Source organism: Actinomadura sp. B10D3 (assembly GCF_039871695.1).
In the GTDB taxonomy this organism is placed as follows: Bacteria; Actinomycetota; Actinomycetes; order Streptosporangiales; family Streptosporangiaceae; genus Spirillospora; species Spirillospora madurae.
In genome coordinates, this window is sequence record NZ_JBDPLY010000004.1 from 1 (window position 1) to 18,537 (window position 18,537).

An 18,537-nucleotide genomic window follows, 5' to 3' on the forward strand; every position below is an offset into this window, starting at 1 on the left:
CATGGAGGTCCGTGACGTCCACCCGTCGCACTACGGCCGGATGTGCCCGATCGAGACCCCGGAAGGGCCGAACATCGGCCTGATCGGGTCGCTGGCCGCGTTCGGGCGGGTCAACCCGTTCGGGTTCATCGAGACGCCTTACCGCAAGGTGGAGAACGGTGTTGTCACGGACCAGATCGACTACCTGACCGCCGACGAGGAGGACCGCTACGTCATCGCGCAGGCCAACTCCCTGCTGAACGAGGACGGGTCGTTCGCGGAGGACCGGGTCATGATCCGCAAGAAGGGCGGCGAGGTCGAGCTCGTGCGGCCGGCGGAGATCCACTACATGGACGTCTCGGCGCGGCAGATGACCTCGGTCGCCACGGCGATGATCCCGTTCCTGGAGCACGACGACGCCAACCGGGCGCTGATGGGCTCCAACATGCAACGGCAGGCCGTTCCGCTGCTGCGCAGCGAGGCGCCGCTGGTGGGCACGGGGATGGAGTACCGGGCGGCGACCGATGCCGGCGACGTCATCACGGCCGAGAAGGCCGGCGTCGTCGAGGAGGTCTCGGCCGACTACGTGACCGTCATGAACGACGACGGCACGCGGACGACATATCGCGTCATGAAGTTCAGGCGGTCGAACCAGGGCACGTCCTACAACCAGAAGCCGATCGTGGACGAGGGCGCCCGGGTCGAGGTCGGGCAGGTCATCGCCGACGGGCCGTGCACCGACAACGGTGAGATGGCGCTGGGCAAGAACCTGCTGGTGGCGTTCATGCCGTGGGAGGGCCACAACTACGAGGACGCGATCATCCTGTCCCAGCGGCTGGTGCAGGACGACGTCCTGTCCTCGATCCACATCGAGGAGCACGAGGTCGACGCCCGCGACACCAAGCTGGGCCCCGAGGAGATCACCCGGGACATCCCGAACGTCTCCGAAGAGGTCCTGGCCGACCTCGACGAGCGCGGGATCGTCCGTATCGGTGCGGACGTGGTCAATGGCGACATCCTGGTCGGGAAGGTCACGCCGAAGGGTGAGACGGAGCTGACGCCGGAGGAGCGGCTGCTGCGCGCGATCTTCGGTGAGAAGGCGCGGGAGGTCCGCGACACCTCGCTGAAGGTGCCGCACGGCGAGCAGGGCAAGGTCATCGGCGTGCGGGTGTTCTCCCGCGACGACGGCGACGAGCTCCCGCCCGGGGTGAACGAGCTGGTCCGGGTGTACGTGGCGCAGAAGCGCAAGATCACCGATGGGGACAAGCTCGCGGGCCGGCACGGCAACAAGGGCGTCATCTCCAAGGTGCTGCCGGTGGAGGACATGCCGTTCCTGGAGGACGGCACCCCCGTCGACATCGTCCTGAACCCCCTCGGCGTCCCCGGGCGCATGAACGTCGGCCAGGTCCTGGAGACCCACCTGGGGTGGATCGCCGCCCAGGGCTGGGACCTCAGCGGCGTGCAGGAGAAGTGGGCGGAGCGGCTGCGCGACAAGGGCTTCGACCGCATCGAGCCGCGCACCGGCGTCGCCACCCCCGTGTTCGACGGCGCCGGCGAGGAGGAGATCATCGGTCTGCTGGGCAGCACCATCGGCAACCAGGACGGCGACCGGATGGTGATGCCGAGCGGCAAGGCCCGGCTGTTCGACGGCCGGTCCGGGGAGCCGTTCAAGGACCCGATCTCGGTCGGCTACATCTACATCCTCAAGCTGCACCACCTGGTGGACGACAAGATCCACGCGCGGTCGACGGGGCCGTACTCCATGATCACCCAGCAGCCGCTCGGCGGTAAGGCCCAGTTCGGCGGCCAGCGCTTCGGTGAGATGGAGGTGTGGGCCCTGGAGGCCTACGGCGCCGCCTACGCGCTGCAGGAGCTGCTGACCATCAAGTCCGACGACGTCCTCGGCCGCGTGAAGGTGTACGAGGCCATCGTCAAGGGCGAGAACATCCCCGAGCCCGGCATTCCCGAGTCCTTCAAGGTGCTCATCAAGGAGATGCAGTCGCTGTGCCTCAACGTCGAGGTGCTCTCCAGCGACGGCATGTCCATCGAGATGCGCGACACCGACGAGGACGTCTTCCGCGCCGCGGAGGAGCTCGGCATCGACCTGTCCCGCCGTCCTAACGAGGGCGCGATGAACATCGACGAGGTCTGAGCAAGGAACGCCCCGTACAGGGAGCCCCGCCGCTGCGCGGCGGGGCTCCCTGCGTGAGGACCATACGGCGGCGGCCACCGCATGCACGGCCGCGCCGCCGGCGGCCGCAACAGCTCCGCCGGCCGCGTCCCCGACCTCACGGGGCAGTACAGCTAGTCGTTGCCTCGGTGTCCGTCGCGGACCACCGCCAGCCCGCCGACCTGGGTCGTGATGCCCGCCGGCCCTCGTCGGGCCGAAGCGAGTACGCTGGCCGGTCGACCGAGGGTGTCGCCCTGTTCCACCTCGATCGCGATCGCCTGCTCCCCTGTCGTGTCGAGCAGGTGAGCGGCCAGGCAGCCGGTGCTGTTGGCGTTGGCGACATCCTCGTCGACACCGATCGCCGGCGCGAACATCCGCGCCGCACCCGGTCGCTCGCCCGGCGGCGGTACGTACACGAAACAGCCGAGCAGCCCGTACCGCCGGCACGCCGCTGTCAGCCTGCCGAGGTGTGGGCGGACTCGGAGTAGCGCCGACCGGTCGTGGACCGGTACGAGCATGCGTGGTGCGCCGGGTGTGGCGATCCGTGGCACGTCGGTCGGATGCGGATCGTCCGCGGTGAGTCCGAGCGCGGCGATGATCGCGGCGCGCTCGTCAGGTGCGGGGTGACGCAGTTCGACGAGGCCTTGGTCGAACCACACCTCGATGCCGGCGGGGCGGCGGATCGCGACGGTGTCGAACGTGCGCCCGCCGGTGTGTTGGCGGTCGTTCAGCTCGGCCCGCGCGGTGCGGGCCAGCCGGACGGCCTGCGCGGCAATGGTGCCGTGGCCGCAGCCGGACAGTTCGGCGGTGGCGGTGAAGAACCGGACCGGCCGGCCACCGTCCGGCGTCCGCCCCGGGCCGAGGAACGCCGCGTGCGAGGTGCCGGCCGCGGCGGCGACCGCACGCCGGTCCGCGTCCGTCGCCGCCGGGTCGTCGTCGGTGACGGCCGTGAGGCTGCCGCCCCGGCCGTCTCGCCGCACGCAGGCATCGACCACCGTGACATCCGGCCAGGACATCGGCCCACCTCTGACACTCAACGAACCGGCAGTAGCGAGCGGCGTCCGCCGACGGCCGGGCCTGGCCGCTACGGACGACCGGACGCGTCCGCGAGCGTACCGGCCCGCCCATCCCGCTGGGGCCACCGCCTGGTTCGGCAGCTCATGCGAGTGTTCGGCGTGTTCGCGCCCGCCAATGCGGGAGCGTCGTCTCCCTCGCTCCTGCACAGTCAGGGGGTGGGCGGCCCGGGCCCTGGCGGGGTTCTAGGGCCCGGTGGGTGGGACGAATTCGGGCTGGTCGATGATGCGGAGCCAGCAGCCGTCGGGCTGGCGGCGGACGACCTGGGCGCGGGCACCGGCGCCGTCCCGGGGCGGTGTGGAGGTCAGGGCGATGTCGCCGTTGACCAGGGTCGGCAGCGGCTCCTCGGGCTCGAAGCGGGGGCGGCCGGCCAGGACCTTCTCCCACAGTTCGCGAATGGCGTCGCGTCCCACGGTCTGGGAGCCGGGCGGGTAGGCCAGGACCGCGTTCTCCTCGTAGAGCGCGGCGACGCCGGCGGCGTCGCCGGCGTTGGAGCGCTCGACGAACAGGCGGGTGATGTCCTCGGGCCGCATGGCCTTTTCGTAGTCCGTCATGGCTTTCTCCCCGTTGTGTGCGGCTGACGTCCCCCATCGTGGTCGGCGCTGGTCCAGAAGTCCAAGAGATGGTTCTTCTGCGAGCCAGAAGCGAGGGTTATGGAGAGAGGGCTCGGGGGGTGTGCGGGCGCGGGGTGGTTGCGGGGATGGTGCAGGATGCCCGGTATGGGTGAGGTGTTCACGCATCGGCTGCGGGTGCGGTACAGCGAGTGCGATCAGCAGGGCGTGGTGTTCAACGGCCACTACCTGTTCTTCTATGACGTGGCGCTGACGGAGATGTGGCGGGAGCTGTTCGGCGACTACGCCGACATGGTGGCGCAGGGGTACGACCTGGTGGTGGCGGAGGCGCGGATCCGCTACCGGGAGGGTGCGCGGTTCGACGAGCTGGTGGACGTGTCGATGCCGCTGGCGCATCTGGGGACGACGAGCATGGTCGTGCGTCCGGTGTTCCGGGTGGGTGGGCGCCTTGAAGCGGGTGCCGCGTCCCCGGGGCAACCCCTTTTCCGCGGGGCCGCCCCAGGGGGTCAGCAGGCGAACAGGGACGCGTAGATGGTGCAGTCGCCGTCGGTGACGATCTGCCCGGCCAGGCGGGGTGCGGTGACGGTGGACAGCCGCAGGTTCAGGTAGGGGGTTGAGGAACATCCGAACGAAAACCGGCGCTAAGGATCAGTCGGCCCTGGTGGGCGGCTGACGGAGCGTCGGCGGGCGGACCCGTCTGAAGTCTTCCCACAGATAACACCCCAATATCTGCGGTAGCTTGATCCGTTACCTGCGGTGACATTCTCCGGGTCGTGCAGGAAGCGTCCCAGTACACGGTCTCCAGCACGAAGTCCTCGCGCGCCTGGCCCCCGCGGCGGGCCTTGCTCCGCGCGCCCTTGGCCTTGACCAGGCAGCGACGCCCAGCGAAGTCCAAGTCCTCGATGTTCAGGCCGAGGATCTCCTCCGCACGACCGGCGGTTTCGTACAGCATCCGCCAGAGGGTCTTCTCCCGCAGATGAACCTCGCGCCGCGTGACCAGTCGGTCGATCGCCATCTTCGAGCGTGCCGGGGTCTCGGAGTCCGGCACCGCCAGCCGTTTCGCCCAGGCCGGGACCGTCGGCCCCTCGTAGCCGCGCCGGCACTGCCCGGCTCCTGCCCCGGCTGCTGAAGGGCCGCATCCGCGGGCCGGTGTTCGTCACCCACCGCCGACCGGGGCCGGGATGCGGCTCGAAGAACTTTGATGTGACGGTGACGGCATGCCACGGCACGACGGCCTCGCTGAGGATTGACGCCGCGGATGACCAACAGTGGGCGACAGCGGCCGAAGACTTCGCGATCAGGCTCCTTGAGGAGGCCGCCCGCGAAATCCCCGAACGCGGAGGCGCTCTCGCGAAGGAAGTGTCGTTCGACGACACCATGGACGAAGAGTGGCAGCACAAGTTCGCCCGCGGCTTCATCAGGTCAATTCGGGTAACCGACGAGACCGCCGGACGCCACCCGTCCGGAATGCTGCACATCGAGGTGACCCACCCGGCGTGGCTGGAGCATATCCGCGAAGGCGACGAATGGGAGAGCTACGCGTACGACGAACCGATGGAGTTCGCTGAGTGCGCACCGATCGCACCCGGCGAACCCGATGTAACGATCGACCCCCGGCGACTCCTTCATGCACATGCCACGCGCCGCGTGGGTCGAACATCTCACGACCGGCCCGGACATGCTGGAAATTGCCGCATACGCACCGACCGCCTATACGACCGGGGACACAATCGACGACCCGAAGCACATCCCGGTAGACTGGATCGGCCGGGCAGTGCGCGTCACATCGATTTACGGCAGCATCAAGGACGGCACTCTCATCGACCGGAACACGTACGCGACAATGGACGCATTCGGCAGCTACAGCGTCAGCGGTGGCAGCATCAAGTCGGTCGCGCGCCTCGTCCCGAAGGCCGGGCGACGCGGCGGCAGAGTCAGATACGCGAAAACGTTCGACCACATCGAGGCCGAACTCGTCGCCGCCCGACAGAGTGGCCGGGAGATCGAACTCGTGTTCCGCATCCCGCCCGACCGGCGGAAGTTGGCTTTGTACGAGCCGTACCATGTGCTCGACCTGCTCGCCCAGGATTGGCAGGCCCGATACGACGCCGGCGAGCAGGACGAACGGACCGAACTCGCCAAGGCGGTCGCGGATGACGACGAACGCCTCGGCATGGCGCCCCACGATCAATTCCGCATGCTGGAACACATCGCCGACACCTACATCGCGGGTTACACGATCACCTATGAACCCGGTAAGGACCTGGACAATCTCCCGCAGCGTGAGGTGTACGCGATCCTTACCGCGGAATGGCCGAAGGCCACACTCACCATCACCATGACCGACGAGCGGTGGGCCACGCTTCCGGCGAACGACGGCTGGCCACGAAACCTCCAAACCCGCGCCATCGCCGATTGGACCTAGCGACCGACTGTGCTGGGGTCGTGGACTGGCAGGAGTCGGTGATCGAGTGATCTGAATTCTTCCAGAACCCCGCTACTCGTCGCGACGCCGGAGGGGGCGGCGTTGGTGAGCTCGACCTGCCCGTATCCGCGGACTCGGTCAGTTTGAGGCCGGTGCGGGGCGGCGCGAAGCCGGGGTGGACGGGCCCGGTGATCGGGATCATGGTGAGGGTGCCGGCCTGCTGGGGGGTGCCCAGGCGGTGCCCGGCGAGGCTGAGCGGGCCGGGGAGGAGGGTGTCGAGCGCCGTCATCTGGGTCATGCGGTGCTCCCTTCGGTCGGTGCGGGCCGGCGCGGACGGTGCGGTCCGCGCGGGCCCGGGGGTGTTTGGGGGTGTTCAGGCGGCGGGGCGGGCGGCGAGGGCGTCGGCCTGCCGCTCCAGGTCGTCCAGGCGGGCGTGCAGGGCGGCGCGCAGCCAGGGCGCGCCGGCGTCGCAGTGCCCGAACATCCAGGGCAGGAGCTCGGCGAAGTCGTCCTGGTGCGAGAACCCGCGCTGCGGCAGGGACGGGGCGGGGCGCCGCAGGGTGAGATCGTCGCTGCCGGTGAACATGGCATGGCAGAACACCACGGGGGTGGTGATGCCGGCGCGGGGCATGCCGGCCACGACGCGGGCCAGGTCGCCGGGGTAGACGTTCTCGTATCCGTCGGAGACGACGGCGACCAGGTCGGGGTCGGTGCCGAGGGCGTCAAGGAGGCCGGTGGCCAGGTCGGTGGCGCCGCGGGGGGAGCGTTCGTCGCCGCCGGTCTCGATGACCTCCAGCCGGTCGCACACCTGCGACAGCACCATCCGCAGCGCGGCGGCCTGCGACAGCACGGCCCATTCGCGGTCGCCGTAGCCGCGCATGGACGCCGAGGCGTCCAGGACCAGCGCGAGCGTGCCGGCGAAGCGGGGGAAGGCGCGGGCGGCCTGGTCGACCTGGCGGCCGAGGGCGGCGTACAGGTCCTCGGCGGGGCCGCCCCGGTAGCGGCGGGCGCAGCCGCGGGCGGTGTCGGTGCCGAGGGCGTGCTCGAAGCAGTCCAGGAGGGCGGGGCGGCGCGCGGCGATGAGCGCGTCGGCGCCGGGGTGCTCCAGGACGAACCGCAGCGCGGTGCGGGTGGTGTGCTTGTGGTTGGCGCGCAGCCGCCGCAGCGTGAGCAGGACGGTGATGACGTGGCCGGGCGGCAGCCCGAGGGTCAGGACGCGGGCGGTGCGGGCCTGGACGGCGCGGGCCCGGTCGCCGAGCCCGGTCTGGGAGGCGGCCAGGATCTGCAGGAGCACGCGGGCGCGCTGCCAGGTCCGCACGCCGGGCGCGAGGCCGAGCAGCGCGTAGCCTTCGGCGTCGTCGGTGTGGGCGGCGCGGTGCAGGTCGGCGTCGTCCCAGCGCGGGCCGGCGCCCCGGGGCAGGGTGAGCGCGGTGTCGTGGCGCTGCAGGTGGGCGAGAAGTGTGGGGATGTCCATGATTGTCGGCCTCCGCAATCATGGAGTGTAGGAACGACCGGGAGCGGTCCGACACTCATTTTCCGGGCGCCGGCGGTGCTCCGTCGCTTTCCCCCGTCCCGTCGGCGGGGGGTGCGGCGGCGTAGCCGCCGAGGCCGTGCTCCAGCAGGTCGAAGGCGCGCGCGGTGGCGGCGTAGACGTCCTCGCGCATCTCCTCCAGGGTCTCCCCGGCGCTCTTGCGGTCGGCGATGTGCTCGACGAGGGAGGTCTGCACGGCGAGGATCATCGCGGCGGCGGCGCGGGGGGCGATGTCGCCGGGGGCGGCGCCGGTGTCCGCGGCGAGCAGGCCGGCAAGGTGGTCCTCGGCGCGGCGGATCATCTCGCGGCTGCGGGCGGTGAGCGCGGGGCTGTCGCGGACGGTGCGGGTCCAGGCCTCCGATCCCTCGTGGAAGGCGGTCTGGTAGGAGCGGGCGTCCAGGTTCTCGAAGAACCGGCGGCGGAACACCGCGGCGGCGCTCTCGCCGGGGCGGCGGTCGCGGAAGTCGCGCCCGGCGGCCTCGATCATCTCGTCCTGCCGGTCGAAGAACAGGTCCTCCTTGGTCCCGAAGTAGTTGAAGACGGTGTTGACCGACACGTCGGCGGCGCGGGCGACGTCGGCGATGGTGACGGCGTCGAACCCGCGCGTCATGAACAGGCCGGTGGCGATGTCGGAGATGCGGCGCCGCGTCTCGCGCTTCTTGCGTTCGCGCAGCCCCGGTTCCGGTCCGGTCCCGGCGTCCGGCAGGTGGTGCTCGCCCATGCCGGCGAATATACCTTCACTGGGGTCACTCAAAATTTGGTGTGACTGCAAAATTGGGGTTACTGTATCGGGCATCGCTCTGAAGGAGGACATCGTGATCGAGGCGCGCGGGCTGGCCCGCACCTTCACCGCCGGGCACGGGACGGTCGAGGCCGTCCGCGGCGTGGACCTGTCGGTCGCGGCCGGCGAGATCGTGGGGTTCCTCGGCCCGAACGGGGCCGGGAAGACCACGACGCTGCGGATGCTGACGACGCTGCTGGCGCCGACCGGGGGGACCGCGCGGGTCGCGGGACGCGACCTGCGCGCCGACCCGGCGGGGGTGCGGCGCCGCATCGGCTACGTCGCCCAGGGCGGCGGCACCGACCCGGCCGTCCCGGTGGCCGAGGAGCTGGACCTGCAGGCGCGGCTGCACGGCGTCACCGGCCGCCGGGAGCAGATCGCGCGGCTGTGCGCGCGGCTGGACCTGGACGGCCTCGCGGCGCGCCCGGCGGGGTCGCTGTCGGGCGGGCAGCGGCGCCGCCTGGACATCGCGCTCGGTCTGGTGCACCGGCCGCCGCTGCTGTTCCTGGACGAGCCGACCGCCGGGCTGGACCCGCAGAGCCGCGGCAACCTGTGGGAGCACGTCCGCTCGCTGCGCGACCGGGACGGCACGACGGTGTTCCTGACAACCCACTACCTGGACGAGCGCGCTGTGCGACCGGCTGCTGATCATCGACCGGGGCCGGATCGTCGCCGAGGGGACGCCCGCCGCCCTCAAGCGCCGCGTCGCCGGCGACGTGGTCACGCTGGCGCTGGCCGACGCGTCCGCCGCCGGAGCGGCGCGCACCGCCCTGTCGGCGCTGCCGGGGGTCCGCGAGGTCGCGGTCGGCGACGGCACGGTGCGGCTCACCGTCGAGGACGGCGAGAAGGCGCTGGTGCCGCTGATGCGGGCGCTGGACGGCGCCGGAGTGGACCTGGCGTCGCTGAGCCTGGCCCGTCCCACCCTCGACGACGTCTTCCTCGCCGTCACCGGCCGCTCCCTGCGCGACGCCGCCTGACCAGCCCCCGCCCCCCAATTCAAGGAGTGTTCGATGTCCTCTGTCGCGCGGACCGTGTCCGACACCCGGCTGATCTTCCTGCGGTACATGCGCCAGACGCTGCGCAGCAAGGTCGCGGTACTGTTCGGCCTGATGCAGCCGCTGCTGTACCTGGTGCTGTTCGGGCCGCTGCTGTCGGAGCTGGTGGACGTGCGCGGGTTCGGCGCGGGCAGCGCCTGGCAGGTGTTCGTGCCCGGCGTGCTGATCCAGCTGGCCCTGTTCGGTGCCGGGTTCGCCGGGTTCGGGCTGATCGCCGACCTACGGTCGGGGGTGGTGGAGCGGCTGCGCGTCACCCCGGCCAGCCGGACCGCGCTGCTGCTGGGACGCGTCCTGCGCGACACCGCCGTCATCGCCGTGCAGGGCGTGCTGCTGGTCGCGACCGGGTTCGCGCTGGGGCTGCGCGCCCCCGCCGGCGGGGTCGCCGCCGGGCTGCTGTTGGTGGTGTCGCTGGCGGTCAGCGTCGCCTCGCTGTCCTACGTCCTGGCGATGCGGACGCGCACCGAGGACGCGTTCGCGCCGCTGCTGTCGACGGTGACGCTGCCGCTGATGCTGCTGTCGGGGATCCTGCTGCCGATGAGCCTGGCGCCGGGATGGCTGGACGCGCTGTCGCGCCTCACCCCGTTCCGGTACGTGGTGGACGCGGCGCGGGCGGCGTTCCTCGGCGACTACGCCTCGGCGGCCGTCGCCGAGGGCGCGCTGGTCGCGGGGGTGCTGCTGGCGGTGTCGGTGGTCCTGGGCGTGCGCCGTTTCCGTGGCGAGGACGCCTGACGGCCCGGCGGCACCGCGGCGCGCTGGGCGATGTAGGCGCCGGTCAGCACGACCGCGCCGCCGAGCATCTGCACGGCGGTGAGCCGCTCGCCGAGCGCGGCCCAGGCGATGAGCGCGGCGGCGACGGCCTCGGTGTAGCAGATCGCGCCGCCGACCTGCGCCGACAGCCGCTGCAGGCCCGCGACCCCGGTGAGGTAGGCGACGACGGTGCTGACGATCCCGATCCAGGCCACCAGCGTCCAGCCGGGCGCGGTGTGCCCACCGACCGGCACGGCCGCGCCCAGTACGTCCCACGGCAGCGCCCACGGCGCCGCGAGCCCGGCGAGGGCGGCCGCGGCGACGACGCTGCCGGCGGTGGTGATGACCAGGGGGTCGACCTTGCCGGTGAGCCGGTCGACGATGAGGAAGTAGCTGGCCTGGCAGGCGGCGGCGCCGAGTCCGGCGGCCAGGCCGACCGGGTCCAGCGACAGGCCCGTCCAGACCTGCACGACCAGGGCCAGGCCGGCCATCGCGATCGCGACCCCGGCCGCGGCGGTGCGGTGCACCGGGGCGCGGCGCACCAGCCGCAGCCATCCCAGCACGATGACCGGGCCGCTGAACTCCAGCAGGATCGCCACCCCGACCGGCAGCCGGGACGCCGCGACGAAGTAGCACGCCTGGCAGCCCGCGACGCCGGTCAGCCCGTAGACGGCGAGGGCGCGCAGGTGGGGGCGCAGGCCGCGGGCCGCGGCCCGGCCCCGCCAGACCGCCGCGACCGGGACCAGCACCAGCGCCGCCACCGCGATCCGCATCCAGACGGCCTGCAGCGGGCTGAGCCCGGCCTCGATCAGGGCCTTGCCGAACGGCCCGGACGCGCCGAAGCACACCGAGGACAGCACCGCCAGGAAAAGGCCCCACGCGCGGGTCCGCGCGGCCCCGTCGCTGCCGGCCCCACCACGTGCGGCGGCGTCCATCCTCACCCCCGGGTCGCGTGGTCCGCCATTGCGCCCACCCCCGGCGGGCTAATGAGCATCTTGCCATAACGGTCCTTACAGGTCGACGGCACGGTCCCTTTCCCCGGGGGTGTGGGGGGCACGTCCCCCACAGAGACACGGAACTACTGGCCGGTCACGTGCGCGATGCCGGACGAACCGCCCGCTGCGACTACTATTCGCCGGATGAGCTGGCAGGCGGCCGGGGCGGCGCCCGGCGGAACCGGAGGGGGCCCGAGCGGCGACCTGTTCGCCTCGGTCGAGGGCAACGTGCGCGAGCTGGTGGCCTCACCGTGGTGGCAGACCGCCCAGCCGGCCGACCGCGCGGCACAGGTCGCCGCGCGGATGCTGTGGGGCGCCGGCGAGTGGTGGCTGTACGGCGCGTGGGGCCGCTGGTACCGGTGCGGCCTGGACGGAACCTGGCACCCGTGCCCGCCGCCGGCGCAGCCGGAGGACCGCCGTGTCGCGGTCCCCGCGCCGAGCGGCGCCGGGACGCCGCCCGTCCCGCCGCAGCTGTTCCCGACTGGCCCCGACCTGGCCGCCGGGCGCGTCGCGCCGCTGGGGTTCCTCGGCCCCGTCCCCGAAACCGCCGTAGTCGCCCGCATCTCCCAGGCCCTCACCACGGCGCTGGCGGTCAACCCGCAGCAGTTCGCCCAGCGCGACCCGATGTTCCAGCCCGGGACGCCCAGCACCGTCGCCGCCGCGTGGGGCGCGCTGCTGTGGTGCGCCGGGTCCCCGGTCGTGCTGACCGAGCACCCGCTGATCGAGTCGTTCATCCCGTTCCTGACGACCTCGGCCGAGCAGCTGCACTGGATGATGCCGCCCGACTTCGGCACCCTCGCCGGCTACTACGTCCACCGGCTCGGCGCCGGCGACGGCGGAGGCGCCGCCCACATCGCCCGCGTCATGTACGAGGTCGCCGCCGGGCTGCAGGCCGACCCGCGGTTCCGTCCCGGCGCCGACGCCCTGGCCGCGGTGACGGCGGCGTCGCTGCGGATGGTCAACCAGGACCTGGCGACCGTCCGGTACGGGCCCGAGGCGATCCTGCAGGAGTGGCGGCGCCGCTGCCCCGCCGAGTACGCCACCCCGATGGTCCGCGACACCGCCCCCGGCGAGTACCTGCGGCTGGCCCTGTACGACCTGCAGGAGATCGTCGCGGGCCTGACCGGGCCGCGCCCGGCAGCGCCCGGCCGCGGCCACGACGAGGTCCGCCGCGCCGGGATCGCTGTGCTGGCGGCCGACCTGCAGGCGGCGCCGGGCGCGCTGCCGGCGCTGCAGCGCTGGCTGGACACCGACAGCGCCCGGACGCTGCAGGCGGTGCTGTCGGACCCGGCGAACCCGCTGCGGTCGCTGTGGCCGCGCGACGGCCGCCTCCCCGAGAGCCTGCGCAGCGACGACCCCGACGCCCTGGCCGCGCTGCTGTCCACCACCTACACCCTCGGGCTGACGTGGTGCCGGCTGGCGCAGGTGCCGCCGCCGGCGACGGGGTTCGCGGTGCCGCAGGCGGTCGCGGCGGAACTGACGTCCCCCGCGATGCACACGCCGCCGTCCACCGACGAGCTGTCGGCGTGGGACATCATCAAGGCCGCCCGCGCCCACATGGCCGCCGAGCGCGCCTCCTCCGGCGCCGACCAGCCGGTCGCACCGGTGCCCGAGCCCGCGCAGGACGCCCCGGGCCCGCCTCCCGCGGTCGCCCCCGCCCCGCCTCCCGCCGCGCCGGTCCCGCCGCCGTCGGCCCCGGAGCCGCCCGCCCCGCAGGAGGCCCAGCCCGCGCCCCCGCCGCAGTCGCCGCCGCCGTTCCCGAGCCCGCAGCCGCCGCCCCCTCCCCCGCAGGACGCGCAGGGCCCGCGCACCGACCCGCCGGCGGACCCGTTCGCCTCCGACATGCCGCCGCCGCGGATCCCCCCGCCGCCCGCTCCCCCGGCCGCCCCCTCGGCGGCTCCCCCCGCGGCGCCTCACGCGGCGGACCCGTCCCCCGAACCGGACCCCGCCGGTTCCGCGGACCTGCTGTTCGAGGAGGCGCCGCCGACGCGGCGAACGCCCGCCCCCGGCAGCCAGTCCGCTCCGCCCGCCCCGCCGCCTCCTCCTCCGCCACCTCCGCCTCCGGCGCCGCCCGCGGCCGAGTCCGCCGCTCCGGCGTGGCCGCAGGCCGGTCCCGAGCCGGCGTGGCCTTCGGAGCCGCAGCAGACGCAGATGGACGACGCGTTCCGGACCCAGCTCGACCCGGGGCCGGCGTGGCCGGGCGCGGACGCCCCGGCGGCACCCGCCCCCGGACCCGCCCCGGCCCCGGCGCCGGCGCCGCTCGCGGACCTTCCGCCGCCGCCCGCGCCGGTGCCCGAGCCGCCGCCCCCGGTGCCGCCGGCGCCCGTCCCAGAGCAGAGCCCGCAGGTCGCCGAGGCGTACGGGATCCGGTTCCTGTGCGGCGCCGACGACATCGAGCGCGTGGTGACCGAGGTGCGGCGGCGCGGCAAGTGGGCGCGGCGGCTGCGCGGGCAGGAGGTGTCGAGCGCGTCGGCGCCGGCGCTGCTGCTGATCGGCGCGCCGTCCAGCGGCCAGCGGCGCCTGGCCAGAATGGTGGCGCGGGCGCTGGCGGAGGTGGAGGCCTCCAGCGGCGAGGTCCACGCCGTCCACGCCGAGGACCTGCGCGAGCAGGGCCCCGACGGGCTGCGCGCCGCGCTGGAGGAGCACGCCGGGCACGTGCTGCTGCTGGACGGCCTCGACGGCCTGATCCTGGACGAGGCGCAGGGCGCGGCGTACGCGTCGGTGCTGTACCGGACGCGGCTGGAGGGCGTGAACGACACCGCGCTGCTTGCCACGTGCGAGCCGGACCGGGTCGGGGAGCTGTCGGCGGCGTCACCGGAGCTGGTCACCGACCTGCGGGCGGTGCGGCTGCCGGACCTGGCGGCCCCGGAGGCCCGCTCGGCGCTGGTGCGGCTGCTGGCCGAGGAGCGCAGCCTGCGGCTCGGGTCGGACGCCTGGGCGGTGGTGAACCGCGAGGTCGGTTCGCTGCGCCCGCGCGGCCGGCTGACAGGCGCGCGGCTGGTGGAGGCCTACCTGGACCGGGCGGCGACGCGGCATCTGGGCAGCGCGGAGGCGACGCAGGCGATCGGCAGCGCGCTGTCGCTGACGGCGGCCGACTTCGAGGGGCTGGCGGCCGAGCTGTCCGGCCGCTGACCCCGCGGGGCCCGTGACCGTGCGGGCCCGATTCCCCTTGCCCGCGGGGGAATTGGGCCCCTTCCCGGCGGCGGAATGTCGGTGGGCGGGGTCACGATGGGTGACGTGGACCGTGTAGACCGGCTGCTGGAGCTCGTCGCGGAGCTGCGGGCGGCCTCCCCCGAGCCGCTCGACCCGGCCGTGCTGGCGGCGCGGCTGCGGGTCAGCGAGCGGACCGTCCGCCGCGACCTGGAGATGCTGACGCACGGCGGGCTGCCGGTGCGGGCGGAGAAGGGCCGCGGGTACGTGCTGCCCGACCCCGGCCCGCCGGCGCCGCTGACCGAGGCGGGGTCGCTGACGGGCCCGGTGCGCGACACGCTGGCCGAGGCCGTCCGGACCCGCCGGGTCGTCCGGCTCGCCTACACCGACCGGTCGGGGGCGCGCAGCTCGCGGGACGTGGAGGCGCACGGCCTGGTCATCGCCCCGTACGGGGAGTACCTGGTGGGGTGGTGCCGGATGCGGGACGGGCCGCGGATGTTCCGCCTGGACCGGATCGGCGCGGCGTTCCTGTCGGGGCGGGGGGCGGAGGTCCGCGACCTGGACGAGCTGCTGGCGGCGCTGCGGGTGCCGATGCCGCGTCCCCCGGCCGAGCCGGGCCCGCGCGGCCCGGCGGGGGCCGCGCGGGCGCGGGCGTGGACGCTGGACCGGCTGGAGCTGGTGCGGTCGCGGCTGCGCGACGCGGCGGCCGAGGTCCGCGGCGGTGAGGGGGCGGCGGCGCTGCGCGGGGTGCTGGGGCATCTGGCGGAGTGGACGCGGTGGCAGGCGGCGGCGATCCGGTCGGCGGCGACCGGCGAGGACCCTGTGCTGGCGGGCCGCCCGCCCGCGTTCCCGCCCGATTTCGGGCGGGAGATGCCCTATGACGCGCGGGAGCGGATGATCCAGGACGCGATGGCGCTGCGGTCGCTGGGCGATCTGGCCCGCGACCTGCAGGAGGTGCTGGAGGCGGTGGGGCACTGGGCGGCCTCCTGCGACGACGCGCTGTGGGAGGACGAGCTGCCCGATCCCCGCCCCTACGGGCCGCCAGGCCCGCCGCGTTTTCTGGCCGACCTGCTGGCGGGCTGGCGCGGCCCGCTGGCGCACATCGAGTGGCATCTGGACCGGCTGGCCGACGGGCCGCCGGTCCCGCCGGGCGACGACGAGGAGGCGTGGGTGGTGGACCGCTGCCCCTTGCAGGCCTGACCCGCTCCGGCCGGTCAGTTCCGCCCGGCGCCAGTGGCGGCGCCGTTGGCCGTGCCGTTCGCCGTGCCGCCGCCGTTGGAGTGGCCGGGCGGGCGCGAGAGGCGGCGGGTGAACCAGACCGTCTTGCCGGACGGGCCGGGGCGGGCGCCGAACTCGGTGGCGAGGGCGGCGACCAGGAGCAGTCCGCGGCCGGCCTCGGACCAGTCCAGGACGCGGGGCGGCTCGGCGGGCACGCGGGGCACGGCGGTGGCGGCGTCGGTGACCTCCCCGACCAGCCGCACCGGGTACCGGGCGCCCTCGGCGCCCGGTTCACTGCCCGCCGTGCCGGCCGGTTCGCCGGGGTCGGTGTCCAGGCGGAGGGTGAGGCGGACGGGCCCGGATCCGTGCACGACGGCGTTGGTGACGAGCTCGTCCACGATGAGGACGACATCGTCGAGGGCGGCGGGGTCGGTGACGTGCCAGCGGCGCAGGGCCTCGCCGGTGAGGGCGCGGGCCCGGGACGCGGCGCGGGGGCCGGGGTCCAGGTCCCAGCCCGCGGCGGTGCCGCCGGGCCGCTCGTTCACGGTGTCGTGGGCGCCCCCGAATGCGCCGGTGGTCGTGTCGTCGCCTGCTGCGGTGTCTGCGGGTCGTGTGGTGCCGGTCCCCGTGGTGTGCACTGCCCCGTCTCCTCGCCCTCTGCCGGTCCCCCGTGGTTCGGCGGCCTCGGTGCGCGGCCGCGTCCGTCGCGGCCGCGTCCGGGGACGCCGGGGCGTGGCGGCCGGGCCGGTGGTCCCCGTACCGCCGGCCGGTGGCTCCCGGGCGTTCCCCGCACTGGTTCATAGGAAGTGACGCATCCGCGGGCGGGACGGTGCACGGCCGTAGGGGAACCCTCACCCGGAGGTGAGGTGAACTTCACATGCGGGGTGCCGGTGGCGGAGGCACCCGCGCGGAACCGTTACAGTGGGTGCGTCGGTGTGGCATGTGTCCCCCGGGCTCTACTTGATGCCTTCGGGGAATACCGCCGGTCCCATGCGGTCCGGGCTGGAGCTTCGTTGTGCCTTTCGCCGTGAGGCGACCACCACACCGGCGTGAACGCCGAGGCCCCGGCGAGTCCGTCTCGCCGGGGTTTCGGCGTTTCGCGCGTGCGGGGTTCACGGCAGCAGCAGCCACCGTCCCCGCTGCCCGCCGCCGGCGACCTTGCCGTAGGCGGTGGCGCCGTCGGCCAGCGGGACCCGTCCGGCCACCCGCGGTTCGAGGACGCCGGAGGCGGCGAGGGCGAGCAGCTCGCCGAGCCTGGCGCCGTCGGGCTCGACGCCGACGATGGAGACCTCGATGCCGCGTTCGGGGGCCGCGGGGGACGCGGCGGGGACGCCGGCGAACGCGCCGCCGTCGCGGACGGCGCCGAGGGCCTCGGCGTGCAGGACCGCGCCGTCCAGGACGGCGTCGAACGAGCGCTCCGGCATCCGGGTGACCAGCTCGCGGGCACCGGCCCGCAGCACGAAGTCGCGGTCGGTGGCGCGCGCCAGCCCGGTGACGGTCCAGCCGGCGTGGGCGGCCAGGGCGACGGCGTAGCCGCCGACGGCGCCGGCGGCCCCGGTGACCAGCAGGGTCCGCCCGCGGGCGGGGCCGAGCCGGTCCAGCAGCTGCGCGGCGGTCAGGCCGTTGACCGGGAGGGACGCGGCGGCGACCGGGTCGAGGCCGGCCGGCAGCCGCGCGGCGGCGGCCGCGGGCACGAGGGTCTCCTCGGCGTGCGCGCGGACGGGGGCGGTGAAGTCGGCGTGCACGGCGGCGACGGTGTCCCCGGCCGAGAGGCCGGTGACGGCGGCGCCGGTCGCGGTGACGACGCCGGTGAGGGACAGGCCGAGGCCGACGGTGCCGGTGAGCCCGAAGATCTGCCGGGCGGGCCCGGCGGCGACGAAGACGTCGACGGGGTCGACCGATGCCGCCGTGACGCGGACGCGCAGGTCGCCGTCCGCGGGCGGCGGCAGCGTCACCTGTTCCAGGGCGGGCGCGGCGGTGCCGGGCTTGGACACGAGTGCGAACGTCATGGTGGGCTCCTTGCCGTCGATGGACGACACCACCATCGGTGACTTACTCTCTTTTGGGAAGTAGGCACTTTGAGGTGGCGTACGCACCCGGAGGTGGGCCATGGACGTGACCTCGGACGTGACCTCGGACGTGACTCCGGGGGTGGCTTCGGACGCTTCCGCCGGGGTTCCGGCGGGGCGTTTCGACGCGTTCGCCGCGTCGTGCCCGAGCAGGCGCCTGCTGGACACGATCGGCAACAAGTGGGCGAGCCTGGTGATCGCGGCGCTGGGGCTGGACGGCCGGTCGCGCTACAGCGACCTGTCCGCGCGGATCGCGGGGGTGAGCCAGAAGATGCTGACCCAGACCCTGCGGAACCTGGAGCGGGACGGGCTGGTGACCCGGACGGTGACCCCGTCGGTGCCCGTCCGCGTCGACTACGAGCTCACGCCGCTGGGCCGGTCGCTGCTGGACACCGTCTGCCGGCTGAAGATGTGGGCGGAGGAGCACATGCCCGAGGTGGACCGGGCGCGCGAGGAGTACGACCGCAGGAACGCCTGACCGCGCGCCGCGGCGCCCCCCGGCGGGAGCTCCGGGGGCGCCGGCATGCGGCCGGTCTCCCGGCGCGCTGTCTCGGTGCCTGCGCTGCTGGGTGTCTACAGGACGGCGGCCGCGACGCCGGCGGCGATCGCGGCGACGAGGGCGATGGCGGTCACGATGAGGACGACGGTGCGGCGGCGGCCGCGCGGGGCGCCGAGCCGTGCCAGGCGCTGGGCCAGCCGCGGGTCGTCCTCGCTCAGGCGGACCTCGATCTGCGTGAGGATCCGCTGCTCCTCCATCGACAGCGCCATGCT

General features: G+C 74.1%; 17 protein-coding genes and 1 pseudogene. 9 read left to right on the forward strand and 9 right to left on the reverse strand.

The annotated features are described in order from the left end of the window. A partial coding sequence (locus tag ABGB11_RS08480) for a DNA-directed RNA polymerase subunit beta (RefSeq protein ID WP_347630578.1) occupies positions 1–2,131 on the forward strand: 2,131 nt, incomplete at its 5' end. Positions 2,132–2,283: 152 nt separating this feature from the next. Here ABGB11_RS08480 and ABGB11_RS08485 read toward each other — a convergent pair. Beyond that, positions 2,284–3,165, reverse strand: coding sequence for a PhzF family phenazine biosynthesis isomerase (locus ABGB11_RS08485; RefSeq protein WP_347630580.1), 882 nt, complete (start codon positions 3,163–3,165; stop codon positions 2,284–2,286). Positions 3,166–3,408: 243 nt separating this feature from the next. Continuing rightward, positions 3,409–3,777, reverse strand: coding sequence for a nuclear transport factor 2 family protein (locus ABGB11_RS08490; RefSeq protein WP_347630582.1), 369 nt, complete (start codon positions 3,775–3,777; stop codon positions 3,409–3,411). 165 nt (positions 3,778–3,942) lie between these two features. Here ABGB11_RS08490 and ABGB11_RS08495 point away from each other — a divergent pair, with 165 nt between their 5' ends. Further along, the gene (locus tag ABGB11_RS08495; RefSeq protein WP_347630584.1) at positions 3,943–4,326 is read left to right on the forward strand and encodes a thioesterase family protein; all 384 of its coding nucleotides are present in this window, start codon (positions 3,943–3,945) and stop codon (positions 4,324–4,326) included. A 70-nt stretch (positions 4,327–4,396) separates the two neighbouring features. On the opposite strand, the gene ABGB11_RS08500 is transcribed toward ABGB11_RS08495, so the two are convergent. Further along, on the reverse strand, positions 4,397–4,810 hold the full coding sequence (locus ABGB11_RS08500; protein WP_347630586.1) for a hypothetical protein: 414 nt from the start codon (positions 4,808–4,810) through the stop codon (positions 4,397–4,399). Positions 4,811–5,428: 618 nt separating this feature from the next. Here ABGB11_RS08500 and ABGB11_RS08505 point away from each other — a divergent pair. Beyond that, positions 5,429–6,220, forward strand: a complete 792-nt coding sequence (locus ABGB11_RS08505) for a hypothetical protein (RefSeq protein ID WP_347630588.1) — start codon at positions 5,429–5,431, stop codon at positions 6,218–6,220. Positions 6,221–6,593: 373 nt separating this feature from the next. Here the strand turns inward: ABGB11_RS08505 and ABGB11_RS08510 are convergent, their stop codons facing one another. Together ABGB11_RS08510 and ABGB11_RS08515 are read right to left on the reverse strand one after the other, a co-directional pair. Next, positions 6,594–7,712 carry a hypothetical protein gene (locus tag ABGB11_RS08510; RefSeq protein ID WP_347630590.1) on the reverse strand — a complete coding sequence of 373 codons (1,119 nt, stop codon included), beginning with the start codon at positions 7,710–7,712 and terminating at the stop codon, positions 6,594–6,596. A 37-nt stretch (positions 7,713–7,749) separates the two neighbouring features. After that, positions 7,750–8,472 (reverse strand): TetR/AcrR family transcriptional regulator, encoded by a 723-nt coding sequence (locus ABGB11_RS08515; protein WP_347630591.1) that lies wholly within the window; start codon positions 8,470–8,472, stop codon positions 7,750–7,752. On the opposite strand from ABGB11_RS08515, the pseudogene ABGB11_RS08520 reads away from it, so the two are divergent. The 3 genes and pseudogenes from ABGB11_RS08520 to ABGB11_RS08530 all read left to right on the forward strand — a co-directional run. Beyond that, positions 8,471–9,085, forward strand: a pseudogene (locus tag ABGB11_RS08520) (ATP-binding cassette domain-containing protein); the annotation flags it as partial. The gene ABGB11_RS08515 and the pseudogene ABGB11_RS08520 overlap by 2 nt on opposite strands. Positions 9,086–9,248: 163 nt before the next feature. Next, positions 9,249–9,509: a DUF4162 domain-containing protein gene (locus ABGB11_RS08525; protein ID WP_347630592.1), complete on the forward strand. Its 261-nt coding sequence runs from the start codon at positions 9,249–9,251 to the stop codon at positions 9,507–9,509. A gap of 33 nt (positions 9,510–9,542) precedes the next feature. Beyond that, positions 9,543–10,316, forward strand: a complete 774-nt coding sequence (locus ABGB11_RS08530) for an ABC transporter permease (RefSeq protein ID WP_347630594.1) — start codon at positions 9,543–9,545, stop codon at positions 10,314–10,316. Here ABGB11_RS08530 and ABGB11_RS08535 read toward each other — a convergent pair. Continuing rightward, the gene (locus ABGB11_RS08535; RefSeq protein ID WP_347630597.1) at positions 10,214–11,269 is read right to left on the reverse strand and encodes a DMT family transporter; all 1,056 of its coding nucleotides are present in this window, start codon (positions 11,267–11,269) and stop codon (positions 10,214–10,216) included. The two genes, ABGB11_RS08530 and ABGB11_RS08535, sit on opposite strands and share 103 nt — an antisense overlap. A 204-nt stretch (positions 11,270–11,473) precedes the next feature. Here ABGB11_RS08535 and ABGB11_RS08540 point away from each other — a divergent pair, with 204 nt between their 5' ends. Further along, positions 11,474–14,461, forward strand: coding sequence for a hypothetical protein (locus ABGB11_RS08540; protein WP_347630599.1), 2,988 nt, complete (start codon positions 11,474–11,476; stop codon positions 14,459–14,461). 105 nt (positions 14,462–14,566) lie between these two features. Further along, positions 14,567–15,679, forward strand: a complete 1,113-nt coding sequence (locus ABGB11_RS08545) for a WYL domain-containing protein (RefSeq protein WP_347630601.1) — start codon at positions 14,567–14,569, stop codon at positions 15,677–15,679. 14 nt (positions 15,680–15,693) lie between these two features. On the opposite strand, the gene ABGB11_RS08550 is transcribed toward ABGB11_RS08545, so the two are convergent. Together ABGB11_RS08550 and ABGB11_RS08555 are read right to left on the reverse strand one after the other, a co-directional pair. Then, the gene (locus ABGB11_RS08550) at positions 15,694–16,335 is read right to left on the reverse strand and encodes an ATP-binding protein (RefSeq protein WP_347630603.1); all 642 of its coding nucleotides are present in this window, start codon (positions 16,333–16,335) and stop codon (positions 15,694–15,696) included. Between the two features lie 474 nt (positions 16,336–16,809). Continuing rightward, positions 16,810–17,706, reverse strand: coding sequence for a zinc-binding dehydrogenase (locus ABGB11_RS08555; protein ID WP_347630605.1), 897 nt, complete (start codon positions 17,704–17,706; stop codon positions 16,810–16,812). A 100-nt stretch (positions 17,707–17,806) separates the two neighbouring features. On the opposite strand from ABGB11_RS08555, the gene ABGB11_RS08560 reads away from it, so the two are divergent. Then, positions 17,807–18,244 carry a helix-turn-helix domain-containing protein gene (locus tag ABGB11_RS08560; RefSeq protein WP_347630607.1) on the forward strand — a complete coding sequence of 146 codons (438 nt, stop codon included), beginning with the start codon at positions 17,807–17,809 and terminating at the stop codon, positions 18,242–18,244. A 95-nt stretch (positions 18,245–18,339) separates the two neighbouring features. Here ABGB11_RS08560 and ABGB11_RS08565 read toward each other — a convergent pair whose 3' ends face one another. Beyond that, complete coding sequence (locus ABGB11_RS08565; protein ID WP_347630609.1) at positions 18,340–18,534, reverse strand: DUF3040 domain-containing protein; 195 nt, start codon at positions 18,532–18,534, stop codon at positions 18,340–18,342. Positions 18,535–18,537: the final 3 nt, after the last annotated feature.

Coding starts and splice junctions, on each gene's coding strand:
- ABGB11_RS08565 (WP_347630609.1), bottom strand. CDS start 18,534: ATGGCGCTGTCGATGGAGGAGCAGCGGATCCTCACGCAGATCGAGGTC.
- ABGB11_RS08500 (WP_347630586.1), bottom strand. CDS start 4,810: ATGGCGATCGACCGACTGGTCACGCGGCGCGAGGTTCATCTGCGGGAG.
- ABGB11_RS08535 (WP_347630597.1), bottom strand. CDS start 11,269: ATGGACGCCGCCGCACGTGGTGGGGCCGGCAGCGACGGGGCCGCGCGG.
- ABGB11_RS08560 (WP_347630607.1), top strand. CDS start 17,807: ATGGACGTGACCTCGGACGTGACCTCGGACGTGACTCCGGGGGTGGCT.
- ABGB11_RS08495 (WP_347630584.1), top strand. CDS start 3,943: ATGGGTGAGGTGTTCACGCATCGGCTGCGGGTGCGGTACAGCGAGTGC.
- ABGB11_RS08540 (WP_347630599.1), top strand. CDS start 11,474: ATGAGCTGGCAGGCGGCCGGGGCGGCGCCCGGCGGAACCGGAGGGGGC.
- ABGB11_RS08555 (WP_347630605.1), bottom strand. CDS start 17,706: ATGACGTTCGCACTCGTGTCCAAGCCCGGCACCGCCGCGCCCGCCCTG.
- ABGB11_RS08485 (WP_347630580.1), bottom strand. CDS start 3,165: ATGTCCTGGCCGGATGTCACGGTGGTCGATGCCTGCGTGCGGCGAGAC.
- ABGB11_RS08490 (WP_347630582.1), bottom strand. CDS start 3,777: ATGACGGACTACGAAAAGGCCATGCGGCCCGAGGACATCACCCGCCTG.
- ABGB11_RS08505 (WP_347630588.1), top strand. CDS start 5,429: ATGCCACGCGCCGCGTGGGTCGAACATCTCACGACCGGCCCGGACATG.
- ABGB11_RS08530 (WP_347630594.1), top strand. CDS start 9,543: ATGTCCTCTGTCGCGCGGACCGTGTCCGACACCCGGCTGATCTTCCTG.
- ABGB11_RS08515 (WP_347630591.1), bottom strand. CDS start 8,472: ATGGGCGAGCACCACCTGCCGGACGCCGGGACCGGACCGGAACCGGGG.